Origin of the sequence: Holdemania filiformis DSM 12042 (assembly GCF_000157995.1) — a bacterium.
GTDB classification, from domain to species: domain Bacteria; phylum Bacillota_I; class Bacilli_A; order Erysipelotrichales; family Erysipelotrichaceae; genus Holdemania; species Holdemania filiformis.
The window spans coordinates 233,713-248,776 of record NZ_GG657562.1; the positions used below are offsets into that span (position 1 = coordinate 233,713).

Genomic DNA, 15,064 nt, shown 5'->3' on the forward strand with positions numbered 1-15,064 from the left:
AGCTTATTATAACTCAATACCGTTTTGTTTTCAATTTCCTTTTCCGATCTTGTGTGCTCTTCTTTCTATTTAAAAAGCTGTAACGTTTGTGCTACAGCTCTCCGATTGCTTTTTTTCTTTAAAATGAAACATTCACATTTTCACGCTGATCCAGCTCGGCCTGGAAAAAGGCTTTGGCTTCCGCATGAATCATTCCGGCGATCAGACTGGACGGAAACATCTGAAGCTTCTCGTTGTACCGCGCCACATTGGCGTTGTACGCCCGGCGGGCTGCCTGCAGGTGTTCTTCAACATCAGCGATCGTTTCCTGAAGCTGCAGAAAATTCGCGGACGCCTGCAGCTGCGGATAGCCTTCCGCCAACATCATCAGCCGGTTCTGAGCCTGAGCGTATTGATCCGCCAGTTCAGCCTTTTCTTCCAGCGTCATCGTCGCGCGCAGTCTTGTCAATTCAACCAGCGACGTCTGTTCGTGCTTGACATACCCTTTCACCGTTTCCTGGATATTGGTCAGCGTATCATACCGTTTCACTAACGCGACGTCGATTCCCGACAAAGCTTCTTCACATTTAATCCGACTCCGGACTAATTGATTGTAAAGAAGTATGCCATATACGATCAATGCGATCGCCCCGATCAACAAAATCATCATCATTCTTCCCCTCCTTCTTATCTGGTTTATTTCTGTAATTTTAAAATGAAATTTGCTTATTTCGCAACATTTTGAGTTTAAGGCTCAGGCCGTTCCCCCGCGTTCTCTGCCCGCGAGATGAAGCAGATCAATCAGCTCGCACACCAGCTGTGCTTCCGTTCGGATCTCCTCCAGCTGCGCCGGCTTGATCGCCGTAAACACCGGCGGCTCAAAGCTGTTTTGCCGGTTATCCACCGCGACGTGGAACTCATGGCCGAAAAAACCGTAATACATCCGGCCGTCGAGTTCATGTTCAGCCTGTTCCAGCTTTTCCATAAACGACGGTGTCAACAGATAAAATGCTTCGTGTTCATCCTCGGCATACACCTCAAACTTTTCGTTAAAAGCTTCGCTTTCCATCTCAATCCGCTCCGTCTTTAATCCGCTGAACCAGCCGCCCGGCTTACCATTGGAAAGAAACTCCTTTTCCCTGACCAACAGATAATGCCCGAAGCTTTTGGGAAATTCAAACACCATCCACGGGCCTTCAAACAACGTCGTCACCGTCGTCGTTTTCCCGGTATGCGTCACCTGCTGGGTCAGAATATCGCTGCGGCGAAACGGACAGCCGCGGTAGCTGCCGGAAAGCTGGTCATCGCTGAAAAAACGGTTGCTCGTAGGGATGAAATGCGCGTCCTCAACCCATTCCTGGTTAAACCCCGCGTCGATATTCAATTCCACATCGTCAAACATTTCTTTCAGCACCGCTAAGACAACCTGATTCTTATAGGCCCGGATATATTTCGGTTTTTCCGTCAGATTGATTCCCAGGATGAATCCCGCCCCGGCAAGCACGATCAGAATTCCAAGGGAAAAGCTTGTAAATAACAAGAGAATACCCAATCCGATCAAACTGCCGCCGATCAGTGTCGCCGCCATAATCCGTCCCCGCTGCCGGTTTAGCTGTGCTAAGATTTCTTCCAATCGAATTCCCCCCCATTCTTTTTTTTATTATATCATGCCCAAACTCCACTTTTGACGTTCTTAAGGAAATTGACAGACTCTGCTTAACCGCCGCAAGAAGAAAAACCGAAACAGCGACGTCCGTCTATCCATTCCGGTTTTAATCTGATCTATCCTTTTTTTTCCTCTTACTCCGCGGACGCAAGTCATTCGCTTAATCGCGGCGGAGTGCTTCAATCGGCGAAAGGTTCGCCGCTTTGCGAGCCGGCATAATCCCGAAGAAGATACCAATGGCTGAGGAGAACAACGTCGCGATCAGGATGGTGGACAGGCTGATGCGCGGAGTCAGCGGCATCACCAAGCACAACAGTTCCGCTCCGCCGATGCCCAGAATAATCCCGATGATGCCGCCGATCGCCGTGATGATCGCCGATTCGGCCAGAAACTGCCACAGGATCGAGCTTGTCCGGGCGCCCAGACCTTTGCGGATGCCGATCTCCCGGGTTCTTTCCGTAACCGACACCAACATAATATTCATGACGCCGATCCCGCCGACTAAAAGACTGATCGCCGCAACAAAGGAGATAAACGTCGTGATCATGTTCAGCACTTCGTTAATCTGTCCCATCTGTTCGTTGAATTCCTGCATCAGAAATGCACCTTTGCCCTGGGTCTGATGGCGGCTGTCAAGCAGGCTCAGCGCCGATTGGGCGACCGCCGCAGAATATTCGTTGCCTTCGGAAATAATATAGATGCTTCCGAAATCATCAGTGCCGATATCAAACGCCTGCAGCGCGGTATACGGCATTTCCATTGAAATCGGCGCACCTTCATAGGTTGTGGAAACAAAGGTCCCCTCGACGTCCTTCCGCACGCCGATGATGCGGATATCCTTGGTGACGTTCATCATCGAGGCTTCGATCGACATGCCGACGATATCGGCCGTCCCGAACAGCTTCTTGGCATCCGCTTCGCCGATCACGCCGACTAACCGGGCGTCTTCAAAATCCGACTGATCAAAATAGCGGCCGTGCAGCATCGGCTGCACCGACATCGCGCCCAGATCCGGATTGCCGCCGCTGATCGACAAATCGAAGGTGCCTTTCTGCGTCATCGCGCTGCCCCAGGCGCCCAGCGTCGGCGTGACACCCTTGACATGTTCGATCTTCGTTTTGATCGTATCGATGTCTTTCTCCGTGATCGCCACCGGTTCCCCGGCGGTGTAATTCTGACTTGCGTAAATATAGATCTGACCCCCGGCGATACTGTTGAGTTCGTCGCTGATCGTTCCCTTGGCGCCGTTGCCGATCGCCATAATCATGATAACGGAGGAGATGCCGATAATAATGCCCAGCATCGTCAGAATCGACCGCCCCTTGTTGGCGCGGATATTCTTGACCGCCATCTTTATATATTCAAATAGCTGCGTCATCTGCGGCCTCCTTTACTGCTGGACAGGCGTAACCTGCATTCCCTCCTGCAATCCTGCGGCGGCGCTCAGCACGACCAGATCGCCTTCGCTGAGACCGGACTTAATCTCTGCAGCGTCATCGGAGGTCACACCGATTTCAATTGTTTTGCGGATTAACAGACCGTTTTCCACCGCGTAGACAAAACTGCCCTGACGATCGGTATTGATCGCTTCCACCGGCACCAGCAATGCGTTCTCCGCTTTGGCGGTGTTGACGGAAACCTTGGCTTCCACGCCTAAGAAGATATTGTCATCCGGATTATCGAAACGAACCTGGGCATGAATCACCGGCGTGCCCTGAGCGTTAGCCTCGGCCACCCGGCTGATTTTTTCAACCGTGCCGGTGTATTGATGACCGGCTAAGGTAATTTCAGCTTTTTGTCCGACTGCGATTTTTTCCAGGTCGTATTTCGTGATTGAAATTTCGACCATAACCTCGCGGTTGGAAGCGACGGTAATCAGCTCTGTGCCTTCGGCGGTCGCGGCGCCTTCCTTGGTGTTGACCTTGGTGACGATGCCGGAGAATTCCGCCTTGATGCCGGCCCGGGCCAGCTGCAGCAGTTCGTTGGTGCTCATCGCGGCCAGCTCGCTCAGATTCGTATTCGCCTGCAGCTGGGTTTTCATTTCATTGGACAGAATCGAAGCCTGGGCGGAATCGCGGACGCTCTCACGCTTGGCCAATTCCGTTTCCTTCTGACTTAATTCCGTTGATGCTTTTTCCAGATCCGCCTGCAGCTGGACGACCTTGGCCGCCGCCGCGCCCCCGGCGCTTTGGAGCTGCTGGATCTCGTCGGCAATCTGCTTCTGACGCTGATCATTATCGGCCTGCGTCTTGTTCAGAACGTCCAGCTCGCCCTGCAGCGTACTGATTTCCTGCTTCAGCTGCTCAATTTTATCACTGGAATCCTCGATCGGCGCGGGACTGGCCGCAGGATCTGGTTCCGGCGGATTGACAAGCGCATCCAGCTCCGCCTGTTTCTCGGCAATCAGCCGCTGCTTCTCGGCGATCTGCAGCTCCAGCTGGGCTTGCGTCGTTTCCAGATCCGCCGCTTCCTTCTGCAGCTCGGCAATTTTCTGCTGATTGGCCGCATTGCCGGCTTCCTGCCCGGCTTGTTCCTTTTGGGCCTGGGCCAGCTGATCCTTCAGTCCGGCCACCTTGCTGCGCAGATCGTTGGCCTCGGCATAAAGCTTTTCAGCATCGTGCTTAGCCTGGCTGTATTCGTCGGCCTTCTCGTTACTTTTGTTCAAACTGTCGTGATATCCGCTGCGGGCGGCCGTCAGCTCCAAATTCGCTTTCTGCACCTGTTCCTGAATCGAATCCAGATCATAGCCGACGATCAGATCGCCCGCGCTGACATTATCGCCGACCGCGACCGGCAGCTGCGCGACGTTGGCGCTGACCGGCGAGAAATACGTCTTCTCCGATAAAGAGGAAACCAGACCGCTGGTATCCAGCGTCTGCTCGACGCTGCCCCGCGTCACCGGCGTCACCGCGACAGACGGCAGCGAAGGCTTGCGCGTCAGATTCGAAATGACAACAGCCAGGACTAACAAGCCAACCGCCCCGAGCATAACGGTTTTCTTCTTCGGCATCGTCAGTTTCCGTTTTTGTTTATTTTTACCCGGCTTCTTTTCCAGTTCCAGTGTTTCGACTTCAACCCGTTCCACTTGTTTTTCATCCATCGTTATTTTCCTCCCTCGTTAATTGTATCTGAATCAATCTTCCCGTCGCGGATATGGATAATCCGCTTGGCCTGCGCGGCGATCTCATTGTCATGCGTAATCAGGATAACCGTGCGCCCGCTGGCGTGCATCTGTTTTAAAATCTGCAGGATTTCCTTGCTTGACGCGGAATCCAGGTTGCCGGTCGGTTCGTCCGCCAGAATCAACGGCGGAGCTGCGGCGATGGCCCGCGCGATCGCAACGCGCTGCTGCTGCCCGCCGGACATCTGCGACGGCTTGTGATCGAGCCGGTGACCCAAGCCGACCTTTTCCAGCGACGCCACCGCCAGCTGACGCCGTTCGCGCTTGCCGATACCGCGGTAAATCAACGGGACTTCGACATTCTCCACAGCTGTCAGATTGGGAATTAAGTTAAATCCCTGGAAGATAAAGCCGATCTCCCGGTTGCGGATATCCGACAATTCATTATCGCTGAGCTTGGCAACGTTCTGACCGCTCAGAAAATAATCGCCGGAAGTCGGAACATCCAGGCAGCCCAGCTGATTCATCAGCGTGGATTTGCCGGAACCCGACTGTCCGATAATCGCGACTAGTTCGCCGCGGTTGATCGTCAGACTGACGTGATCCAGCGCGCGGACCTCAACCTCGCCCGGATTGTATATTTTACAGAGATCCCTGATTTCTATTAAAGCTTCTGACATGAACTTCCCTCCCTGTCATGCTCAATCGTTTTTCATTATAAAGTCCAAGGCTAAAACCCAGCGAAAGGATTCCTAAAGATCTTCATAAGATTTTTGTATTAAGACAATAATACATTAATACACATTTTCTTGTTTGTCAATCTTTTTTCCAATTAATTCTGATCTTTTTTATCTTATATCCCATTTCTTTTTTTTCTTATTTATCTTTCTTGAAACATATTATATTCTGATTTCGATGGAAAGCAAGCGTTTTTTCCAGGATCTGCCTGCTTTCCTTTTTCATTTTACGCACGCAGTCGTTTCTCCGCCATGGATTTGGCTTGCAGAGAACTAACGATTTTGTCACATTCCCAAAAATATAAAAAGCGCGGGTTTGTTCTTTAATCCGCGCTGAACCTCAAATTTAAATCACTCTCAAAAGCTGACCCATCCGCAGGATCAGCCAGCGGAATCGCGTCGACGACTTCATTCCCTGCACCAGCAGCATGGTGACGATCAAAATTATCAGGCGCAGATTCTGCTGCGATATCATCGCCGTCATCGAAAAACCGATGCCGATTGTGTATTCGATTAAACTATTAAACGATACCTGCGCTTTGACGATTTCCTTCTCCATCTGGATGATTTTCTGTCCGCGCTGGCCGGCACTGATCTGATCATAGAGATCGAACGTTTGTTCCACGGATTCCAGGTCAACCTGCTGGGTATCGGGATCCTTGAGATGATCCAGATATTGCAGCGCGGTATCCAGCCGGTAGCGTTGGGACAACAGCTGTTCCCGTTTCTGATCCAGAACGGTCGTGTCGCCTTGAATCAACAGGGCGTGGCATTCGTCCAGCGTGAACTCAAATTTCTTAAGAAAGTTAACCTGCTTCAGCGTTTTCAGATCCTGTTCGGTATAATTGCGGTATCCGTTTTCTTCCCTGGCCGGATGAATCAATCCCTTTTGTTGAAGTATTTCAATTTGTTTGCGGGTCAGCCCGCTCTTTTGCATGACTTCTTTCAGCAGCATTCCGCTCACCTCGTCTGTGAGCATAACACAGTCCCCAGGGGACAGGTCAACGGTTTTTCAAACAATTCACTTTTTCCGCTGCTTTTCATTGTGGAAAACTGAAAAGACCCCGGCGGCGGCCGGAGTCCTGAGCGGATCTGATTTCTGTTTAACAATGATTGCAGGCTAGTTTAGAAGGACGAAGCCGTGGCTTTCGATCCTTCTCAGCCGATGACTTTGCCCGGATTGAGAATTCCGTTCGGGTCAAAGGCGGCCTTGATCCGTTTCATCAGCTCGATCTGAACCGGATCCAGCGATTGTTTCAAATAGTCGCGTTTGGCATGACCAATGCCGTGTTCGCCGGAAACCTGGCCCTTCATCGCCGCGGCTTTCGCATACAGCGCGTCCATGCAGCGTGCGACCTTCCGCTGCCATTCTTCTTCCGGCAGCGCGTCTTTCAGCACATAGATATGCAGGTTGCCGTCACCGGCATGACCGAAGCTGCGGATGCGGATGTCTTCCTGAATTGAGAGATCGCGGGCAAACTGACAGAAGTCGGCGACCTTGTCGATATCCACGACAACATCGCATTCGTCCATCTGCGTTGTCGAATTCTTAATTGCTTCCAGAAACGCGCCGCGGGCATCCCAGATGCTGCTCTGGCGTTCTTCGGTATCGGAGATAAAGACGTCCTCCGCCCCTTCCTGCAAGGCCAGTTCGGCGCAGTCGTGGATCATCGCCTGCATTTCTTCCGGCGTGTTGGCGCTGTAGGAAACGATCAGATAAGCATTGAATTCCTTGTTCGGGAAATCCTTGCCGAGGTAATCCTGAGCATCCTGAATGACTTCCTTTTCCATGAATTCAATCGTCGTCGCCACCGCCGGCAGCCGCATGATTTTCGGCACCAGCGTCAGCGCGTCCTTCAGCGTCGTAAACGGAATCAACAAGGAGGTCATCGCCCGCGGCTTCGGCAGCAGCTTCATCGTGATCTTCGTGACGACGGCCAGCGTGCCTTCGGAACCGACGATTAGATCCTTTAGGGAATAGCCGGAGCTGTTCTTTGAGGTCTTGCCGCCCAGCGTCAGCACACTGCCGTCCGCCAGCACGACTTCCAGGCCGCGCACATAATCGCGGGTCACGCCGTATTTCACCGCCCGCATGCCGCCGGCGTTGGTCATGACGTTGCCGCCGACCGACGCGCTCTTTTCGCCTGGATCCGGCGCATACAACAGATTATGATTCGCCGCTTCCTCGATGATCTCCATCAGCAGCACGCCCGGCTGCAGCACGGCGTTCATCGTCTGTTCGTCGATTTCCAGAATTTTATTCATCCGCATCATCGACATCACGATGCCGCCGTGGATCGGCACGCAGCCCCCGCATAGGCCGGTGCCCGCGCCGCGGGTTGTAACCGGCAGATGTTCTTGATTGGCATAGGCCAGAATCTGTGAAACTTCCTCCGTGCAGCCCGGCTGGATGACCAGTTCCGGGTCAAAACAGCCGTAGTGGGTCATTTCGTCATGCGTATAATCGGGATGAATTTCATCGCGGACGCTGACATAGTCCTGTCCGGTGATCGCACTCAGCGCTTCAATATCCCGGTTTTCTAGTTTGCGGAACATACGGTCTCCCCCTCCATTTCTTTAAGCATATTTTCAGCGATTTGTCCAGCGTCGCCGACGACCGCGACATGCGCCAGATCAAAGATCGGAGCCTGCGGATCGGTGTTGACGGCGATGATTTTCTCCGCCCCCTTCATCCCGGCGGTAAACTGGATCGCCCCGCTGATGCCGAAGGTCAGGATCAGCTTCGGCTTCACCGTTCGTCCGGACAAACCAATCTGACGGCGGACGTCGTAGCGCCCGTTTTCCACAACCGGCCGGCTGCAGGCCATCTGGGCATGCAGCTTCTGCGCTAACGTTTCGATCAGCGCCAGGGTCTTTTCATCCTTAACGCCCCGTCCGACAGCGACGAGCACTTCAGCGTCGGAAATGCTGACCTCCTGTTCCTTGTTTTCAATTTTCAGCCATTCAATCTTGGAATTCAGCTTGGCTGGATCGATCGGACAGGACACCACCTTTCCGATCCGGGCCTGCTTCACCGCCGGATCCATCACTTTATAGCGCACCGTCGCAAACTGCGGACGATGATTGGTGTTCAGAATCTGAGCCATGATGTTGCCGCCGAAAGCAGGCCGGATCTGCACCAGATCGGTATTCTCCCGCATTTCCAGAACCGTACAGTCGGCCGTTAAGCCGGTGCGGAAGCGCGCCGCGGTGCGCGGGGCAAGCGAACGGCCGCTGACCGTCGCGCCGACCAGAACGACTGCCGGATGACTGCGCTGAATGCAGTCCTCAAACACTTCGGTATAATTATCCGCACGGAAATACTGGAGCCGCGCATCTTCATAGAGATAGACGTTGGCGACGCCGTAGTCCAGCAGGGAATCCGCCGCCTGTTCAATGTGATCACCGATCATCAGACAGTTGACCTGCTGCCCGATAACCCGGGCCAGCTCGTGTGCCTTCCCGATCAATTCCAGCGTCACCGGATGAATCCGGCCGTCGCTGTGTTCAACGTAAACAAGAATATCGTGCCACTGGGATTTGTCGATCTGCGGCTGCGGCGCGTCCACCTGTTCGCTGATCGCCTGGCTCGGACAGTTGCGCAGACACATCCGGCACATCTTGCAGGCGGCGTTGATCTGGACCTGACCGTCGACCATCGCCATGGCGTTAAACGGGCATTGAGTGATGCACAAACCGCAGCGCGTACATTTTTTAGGATCAATCACTAAGCCGCTCATGCGTTTTCCTCCTCCCACATTTTATCTTCTTTCAGGATCGCGACCAGCTTGGCCGCGCTTTCCGCTTCCGGCCCGTCCAGCCGCATTGTCTTCACATCATGGGTCGGCGTGAAAATCCGCTCGACCTGAGTCGGCGAGCCTGACAAGCCGATTCGGGATGGATCCAAGGTTCGGCACTGCGCCGCGCTCAGCGTGTGAATCGGGTTGTCCGCGGCTTCCTTCGCCCGTTTATAGGACGGCAGATTCGGCTGGAAAATTCCTTTTTCCACCGTGATCAGGCATGGATAAGGAATCCGGGCCACCGCTTCGACCTCAGTCAGATCCTGCTTGACGATCAAGGCCTGATCGTCGGCGTCGATCAGCTCTGTAACCCAGCTGATATGCGGAATTCCCAGCACCTCGGCCATTTCCGGTCCAACCTGAGCCGTGTCGCCGTCGGTCGTCTGCTTGCCGCACAGAATCAGATCGACGTGATCGATCTGGCGGATTCCAGAGGCGATCGTATACGAGGTCGCCAACACGTCGGCCCCGGCAAACTTCCGGTCGGTCAACAACCAGCCCTCGTCGGCACCCAGCGCGAACGCTTCCTGCAGCACCGCTTTGGCGGCCGGCGGCCCCATCGTGATCACATGGATCTTCGCACCGGTTTTCTTTCTGATCTGCAGCGCGGTTTCCATCGCGTAGAGATCATACGGATTCATCTTCGTTTCAATACCGTCCCGCTTTAAGACGCCGGTAACCGGATCGACTTCGACTTTCTGCGTCGCCGGAACCTGTTTTACACATACGACAATGTTCACTTCTCTATTTCCTCCCTGTTTTCTTCCAGCCGCAGATGCCGTTTCATCAGCTCCGCTGCTTTTTCCGTCTGTCTGGCCGCGATTGTCCGGGTCAGCTGTTCGTGCTGGTCGATCAGAATCGCCAGCGAGCTGTGCGTGGATATCTGCCGGCGGTTATGCGCGACGGAATATTCCATCAGACTGCCGACGCTGTCCAGCGCAATTTTCAGCAGGGTGTTGCCGCTGTTGCGCACCAGCGCCTTATGGAATTGCAGATCCAGCTGCGCTGCCTGCGCTTCATCCTCGCACTGGCGCATCGCCGCCACCAGCTCCATCAAACCTTCATCCGCCCCTTTTTCAGCCGCCAGCTGCGCCGCTTTGATCTCAACGGCCAAGCGGAACTGAGCGATGTCCTGTTCGCAGCCCATCTGCGCGAACAACAACGGGGAAATCCGCTGGATGAACGGTTCGATTTGAAAGGCCTGGACACGGGTCTTTTCCTTCGGACGGATCCGCACGATGCCTAACAGCGCCAGCACCTGCATCGCTTCCCGCACGCAGCTGCGGCTGACGTGATAGAGCTGCGTCATCTCCCGTTCCGACGGCAGAGCTTCGCCGATTTTCAGCCGTCCGCTGCCGATCTGACCGATCACATCGTCGACGATCATCTGCGAATTCTTTTCCTGATTTTCCATAGTTCACCCCTAACTGGTCAGACCAAGTTAATTCCATTATAGAAGAAGCTGGGCAAAAATGAAAGCCCTTACAGTTAATTAATTCTTTCACGACTGATTTCTCTGCCGCACCCCCGATAAGGTGTCCGTTTCCCGTGGACTCTCAAACGCTATAAAGTCATCCGCAATCCTGATTCAACTCTGTCAAAAAAGGAAATCCAGGAATTTTCCCGAGCCGTCATCCACGGTTGGCTCACGCGTTGAAACATTGAAACATTATTTCATTCAATGTTTAACTTTTACGAATAAAATCTTCAAAAGCTCTTTTCACCCGATGAAAATCACGGTATGATAACTGACAGAGGAGAGTACAAAAAAACAAATATGGAAAATGTAAAAATGTTGATTCTGGACATCGACGGCACCCTGATCGCCCGCGGCTCGGAAACGATCCGGCCTGCGGTCGTTGAAGCGCTGCATCAGGCGCAGCGTCAGGGGATCAAGCTGTTGATCGCCACCGGCCGGGCTTATTACTTCATTCAGCAGGACGTCCACGACACGCTGAAACCGGATTATTACGTCACGATCAACGGCCAGTGTCTGATTGAAACCGGCAAGGGAATTATTGAAAAGCATGAAATTCAGGAGGACACAATGATCCGCCTGAACAAGCTGTGCGATGAGCTGGAATTGGGCGTCGGCTATAAGTTTGACGAATCGGTCGTCTGTCAGTCGCACTTCCATCAATTTCACTGGGGTTATCTGAAAGGAAAGGACGTCGGCAAGCTGTTGATCGATGATACCGCTGAACAGAATTATCAGAAGACGCACGGCCTGCCGATGGGGCTGTTCATCATCGGCGATGAAGCGAAGGTCGAATCGATTACCGATCAGTTCCCGGAGCTGACCTTTACCTGGAGTTATCCGCAGGGCTATGATATTTACAGCACCGGCAACGATAAGACGACCACCATCGAATCCGTTCTGAAGCGCCTGGGGATTTCCTGGGCGGAAACCATGGCCTTCGGCGATGGGGAGAACGATATTCCGATGTTGGTGAAGGCTGGTGTCGGCGTCGCAGTAGCCAACGCGAAGGATAACGTCAAAGCAGCAGCGGATTACATCGCGCCTTCCGTTGATGAAGACGGCGTGGCTGAAGCCTTGCGGCATTTCAGCGTCATCGCCTAGCGCGTGGCAATGCAGTGGGAATTTAAAATTCTGGTCTTCGATGATTTAGACGAAGCAGAAAAAGAATTGAATCAATGGGGACGAAAAGGATGGCAGGTGGCTGCCGCCGGTTTCAGCAGCGATCTGTTTCAGCATGGCTACCTTGTCACACTGCAGCGGCCGCTGGATCCGGATCGGTACCCGCTGCCGCGTTAATCTGGAAGATATAGAATCCTGTGACAAGAAATGAAATGGAAGCGCCCGTATGAATTATCCTGCGGAGCTGCCGAAGGATCTGACGAAGAAAAAGGATAAACGCATTGCAGAAGCAAGGGTTATCCTTTTTTCATATTGCTTTAGACTGCGTTCTCGTCAATATCTAATTAAAACAGATTTTGAGTCTTTATAAGAAGAACAATATACGGCATAAAAGAATGATATTGACGCAGAAAGAACAATTCATTTCTCTGCTTTATTCTTTGATAACGATCTTTGATTCTTTTAAGTGGCCATTTTATTCCGCTGTTCAGATTGAATCAGAATAAAAGCGGCAATCTGCGATCATTGATCAATCCTGAGGCTAGAGATATAAAAACAGCGAAACCAACCTGGGAAGCTGAGTTATTCCACGACGATTCCAGGCCGCTTCTAAAGAATCAGATGTCAGGTTCCGGAACATTTTTAACGAACCTTGACGAAAACGCTTGACAAGAAATTGAAATGATATCAAAATGATATCAACAAGAGGAGGTCGTCAAAGATGGAAGAACAAATTTTAAACGCCAGGAAAGGGTTAATGCCGCTGATGCTTCTGGTCGCTGCGTTTGCCTTATCGGTCATCGCCTTGATCGCCGGCATCAGTCTGGTTGAAAACAATACGCTGGGCGGCGTACTGATCGCTATTTCGGTTGCCTGGTTATCATTAGGCTGGATCCCGTGCATGGGCGTTAAGGTGCTGAAGCCGCAGGAAGCGTTGGTGCTGACGTTGTTCGGCAAGTATGTCGGAACGTTAAAAGAAGAAGGAATTTACTATGTGAATCCGTTTGTATCCGCAGTGAACCCGGCCAGCCGGACAACGCTGCGTCAGAGCGGCGACGTCAATTCCTCAGAGCGGGCGATCACAACCAGCAACGGCACGCAGAATCAGGTTGTGCCAACAAAGAAAATCTCGCTGAAAGTGATGACGTTGAATAACAACAAGCAGAAAATCAACGACTGCCTGGGCAATCCGGTGGAAATCGGAATCGCGGTCATCTGGCGTGTCAACGATACGGCCAAAGCGGTCTTTGCGGTAGATAACTATAAGGAATTCCTGTCGCTGCAGTGCGACGCCGCGCTGCGTGATATCGTGCGGCTGTATCCTTACGACGTCGCTCAGAATGTCGATACGACGGGCGATGGCGAACCGGATGAAGGCTCGCTGCGCGGTTCCAGTGAAATCGTAGCCAGCCGAATCCGCAAGGAAATCCAAAACCGGGTTCAGGATGCGGGCTTGGAAATCCTGGAAGCGCGGATCACCTATCTGGCCTATGCTCCGGAAATCGCCGCCGTTATGCTTCAGCGGCAGCAGGCTTCCGCGATTATCGACGCCCGCAAGATGATCGTCGACGGCGCCGTCGGCATGGTGGAAATGGCGCTGAACAAACTGAACGAAGGGGGCATGGTCGAGCTGGATGAAGAAAGAAAAGCTGCCATGGTTTCCAATCTGCTCGTCGTCCTGTGCGGCAATAAAGACGCGCAGCCAATCGTCAATTCAGGAAGCTTATATTAGTGGCAGATCAGGAAAAGAAGCAGGTACCGCTGCGGATTTCCAGTAAGCTCTATGCGGAAATCGCGGCCTGGGCCGAAGATGATTTCCGATCTTTAAACGGACAGATTGAATATCTGTTGACGGAATGCGTCAAACAGAGAAAGAAAAACGGCTCCCCCCGGCCGGAAAACCTGGATGAAGGGATCAAACTGGATCTCTGATAAAAGACCGCAGCTTCGCGGTCTTTTTTACATCATAATTTACAGCGCCGCTTTCTTTCAGGCAGAGATCAGAACCGGTTTCATTCAGCCTCACGGAACTTGCTTCAAGATTACGGATGGTAAGCGAAAAGATGAGCGATTTTCTCATTCTCAAACACAAAAAAATGAGCGAATTTTACATAGAAATTAACACAAAAATGAGGGAATTGATGATTTTCTCTTTTCTTTCCCAGACAAGTGGTTGTTCCCCACCCTTTTCTCAGCAAAAAAAATCAGGTTCAGCTTTCAAAGCAGAAATCCTGATTCTTTTCCTTTTTCTGATTCAGCTTACAGTTCTTCGCCGAGGATCGTCTTCACGGCAACCCGGCCCTGCGTCATGGTGCGGCCGACCGCAACGCCGACGAAATATTCCGGATAATTGCCCGCAAAGAAGCTGCCTGAACAATCTCCGATTGAATACAAGCCTTCAATGATCTGATGGTTCGTATCATAAACCTGACACTTGCGGTTGATTCGCAGGCCATCGCAGGTGGTCAGCAGACTGCCGCCCAGGAAGCAGCCGTAATACGGCGCGGCCGCGACCGGACGCATCCGGTACGCCTCTTTGCCAAAATCCTCATCGATACCCTTCGCGCACAATTCATTGTACCGCTCGACTGTCGCTTTCAGATTATCCGCTGGAATTCCCAGCTTCTCCGCCAGTTCCTCAATCGTATCCGCTTTGAAGATCAAGCCTTGTTCGACATAGCTTTCGATCATCGGCACAATTCCGTCGTTCTTTGCGATATTGACGGAGATCTGAGCGCAGCCGTATTGATCGTAGGCCAGGATCGCGTCGGTGATATTGGCATCCATAATCGCCGCATAGACGCCGTCGGTTTGTAAAGACGCCGCGTGATTCAGAAAATCATACGGACAGGATTCGTTAGCGAACCGGAAGCCCTCTTTATTGACCTTTAAATGCGGCTGTGTGCCGGGATTAAACTGATAGACCGTGCCTGGGAAAGCAAGGTTGCCCTGCCCATCATCGACATAACCAGCCTTGACGCCCGGCGCGACCAAACCACGGTCAAAGATCATCGGCGCATCAGTCGTATCCATCTTCGCGCCAGCCCAGATCCCGGCGCGGATGCCCATGCCGGTATCCGGACCATAGTAGCTGTTGGCGGTGACGCATTCGTTGACGATCGGCGCCAGCGCTTTTACCATTTTCGGATTGCCCGGATATCC

General features: G+C 52.6%; 15 protein-coding genes. 4 read left to right on the forward strand and 11 right to left on the reverse strand.

Translation table 11 applies throughout. The features are described from left to right. Window positions 1–118 precede the first annotated feature (118 nt). The 10 genes from HOLDEFILI_RS16965 to HOLDEFILI_RS17010 all read right to left on the reverse strand — a co-directional run bounded on the left by HOLDEFILI_RS16965 (window position 119) and on the right by HOLDEFILI_RS17010 (window position 10,717). Complete coding sequence (locus HOLDEFILI_RS16965; RefSeq protein WP_006061130.1) at window positions 119–652, reverse strand: LemA family protein; 534 nt, start codon at window positions 650–652, stop codon at window positions 119–121. Between the two features lie 81 nt (window positions 653–733). Then, complete coding sequence (locus HOLDEFILI_RS16970; protein WP_039865382.1) at window positions 734–1,612, reverse strand: DUF3137 domain-containing protein; 879 nt, start codon at window positions 1,610–1,612, stop codon at window positions 734–736. A gap of 193 nt (window positions 1,613–1,805) precedes the next feature. Further along, entirely contained in the window at window positions 1,806–3,023 is a 1,218-nt protein-coding gene (locus tag HOLDEFILI_RS16975) for an ABC transporter permease (RefSeq protein ID WP_006061132.1), read from the reverse strand. Between the two features lie 12 nt (window positions 3,024–3,035). Next, the gene (locus HOLDEFILI_RS16980; protein WP_006061133.1) at window positions 3,036–4,745 is read right to left on the reverse strand and encodes an efflux RND transporter periplasmic adaptor subunit; all 1,710 of its coding nucleotides are present in this window, start codon (window positions 4,743–4,745) and stop codon (window positions 3,036–3,038) included. Between the two features lie 2 nt (window positions 4,746–4,747). After that, window positions 4,748–5,446: an ABC transporter ATP-binding protein gene (locus HOLDEFILI_RS16985; RefSeq protein ID WP_006061134.1), complete on the reverse strand. Its 699-nt coding sequence runs from the start codon at window positions 5,444–5,446 to the stop codon at window positions 4,748–4,750. Window positions 5,447–5,849: 403 nt separating this feature from the next. Then, a complete protein-coding gene (locus HOLDEFILI_RS16990) occupies window positions 5,850–6,458 on the reverse strand; it encodes a MerR family transcriptional regulator (RefSeq protein WP_039865384.1) in 609 nt (202 codons plus the stop codon). A gap of 203 nt (window positions 6,459–6,661) precedes the next feature. Further along, a complete protein-coding gene (locus HOLDEFILI_RS16995) occupies window positions 6,662–8,059 on the reverse strand; it encodes an FAD-binding oxidoreductase (RefSeq protein ID WP_006061138.1) in 1,398 nt (465 codons plus the stop codon). Continuing rightward, window positions 8,044–9,243, reverse strand: a complete 1,200-nt coding sequence (locus HOLDEFILI_RS17000) for an FAD-binding protein (RefSeq protein WP_006061139.1) — start codon at window positions 9,241–9,243, stop codon at window positions 8,044–8,046. Before HOLDEFILI_RS17000 ends, HOLDEFILI_RS16995 begins: the two co-directional genes overlap by 16 nt. Next, window positions 9,240–10,043: an electron transfer flavoprotein subunit beta/FixA family protein gene (locus HOLDEFILI_RS17005; RefSeq protein ID WP_006061140.1), complete on the reverse strand. Its 804-nt coding sequence runs from the start codon at window positions 10,041–10,043 to the stop codon at window positions 9,240–9,242. Before HOLDEFILI_RS17005 ends, HOLDEFILI_RS17000 begins: the two co-directional genes overlap by 4 nt. Then, window positions 10,040–10,717, reverse strand: coding sequence for a FadR/GntR family transcriptional regulator (locus tag HOLDEFILI_RS17010; protein WP_006061141.1), 678 nt, complete (start codon window positions 10,715–10,717; stop codon window positions 10,040–10,042). The genes HOLDEFILI_RS17005 and HOLDEFILI_RS17010 overlap by 4 nt, the downstream gene beginning before the upstream one ends. A 363-nt stretch (window positions 10,718–11,080) precedes the next feature. Between HOLDEFILI_RS17010 and HOLDEFILI_RS17015 the strand changes: the two genes are divergently transcribed. The 4 genes from HOLDEFILI_RS17015 (at window position 11,081) to HOLDEFILI_RS17030 (ending at window position 13,834) form a co-directional block, all read left to right on the forward strand. Further along, window positions 11,081–11,884, forward strand: a complete 804-nt coding sequence (locus tag HOLDEFILI_RS17015) for a Cof-type HAD-IIB family hydrolase (protein WP_039865385.1) — start codon at window positions 11,081–11,083, stop codon at window positions 11,882–11,884. Between the two features lie 9 nt (window positions 11,885–11,893). Continuing rightward, window positions 11,894–12,079 carry a hypothetical protein gene (locus HOLDEFILI_RS17020; RefSeq protein WP_006061144.1) on the forward strand — a complete coding sequence of 62 codons (186 nt, stop codon included), beginning with the start codon at window positions 11,894–11,896 and terminating at the stop codon, window positions 12,077–12,079. A 544-nt stretch (window positions 12,080–12,623) separates the two neighbouring features. Further along, a complete protein-coding gene (locus tag HOLDEFILI_RS17025; RefSeq protein ID WP_006061147.1) occupies window positions 12,624–13,634 on the forward strand; it encodes an SPFH domain-containing protein in 1,011 nt (336 codons plus the stop codon). Next, on the forward strand, window positions 13,634–13,834 hold the full coding sequence (locus tag HOLDEFILI_RS17030; protein ID WP_006061148.1) for a type II toxin-antitoxin system antitoxin: 201 nt from the start codon (window positions 13,634–13,636) through the stop codon (window positions 13,832–13,834). Before HOLDEFILI_RS17025 ends, HOLDEFILI_RS17030 begins: the two co-directional genes overlap by 1 nt. 327 nt (window positions 13,835–14,161) lie before the next feature. Here the strand turns inward: HOLDEFILI_RS17030 and HOLDEFILI_RS17035 are convergent. Next, on the reverse strand, window positions 14,162–15,064 hold a 903-nt coding region (locus HOLDEFILI_RS17035), incomplete at its 5' end, for an FAD-binding protein (protein WP_006061150.1).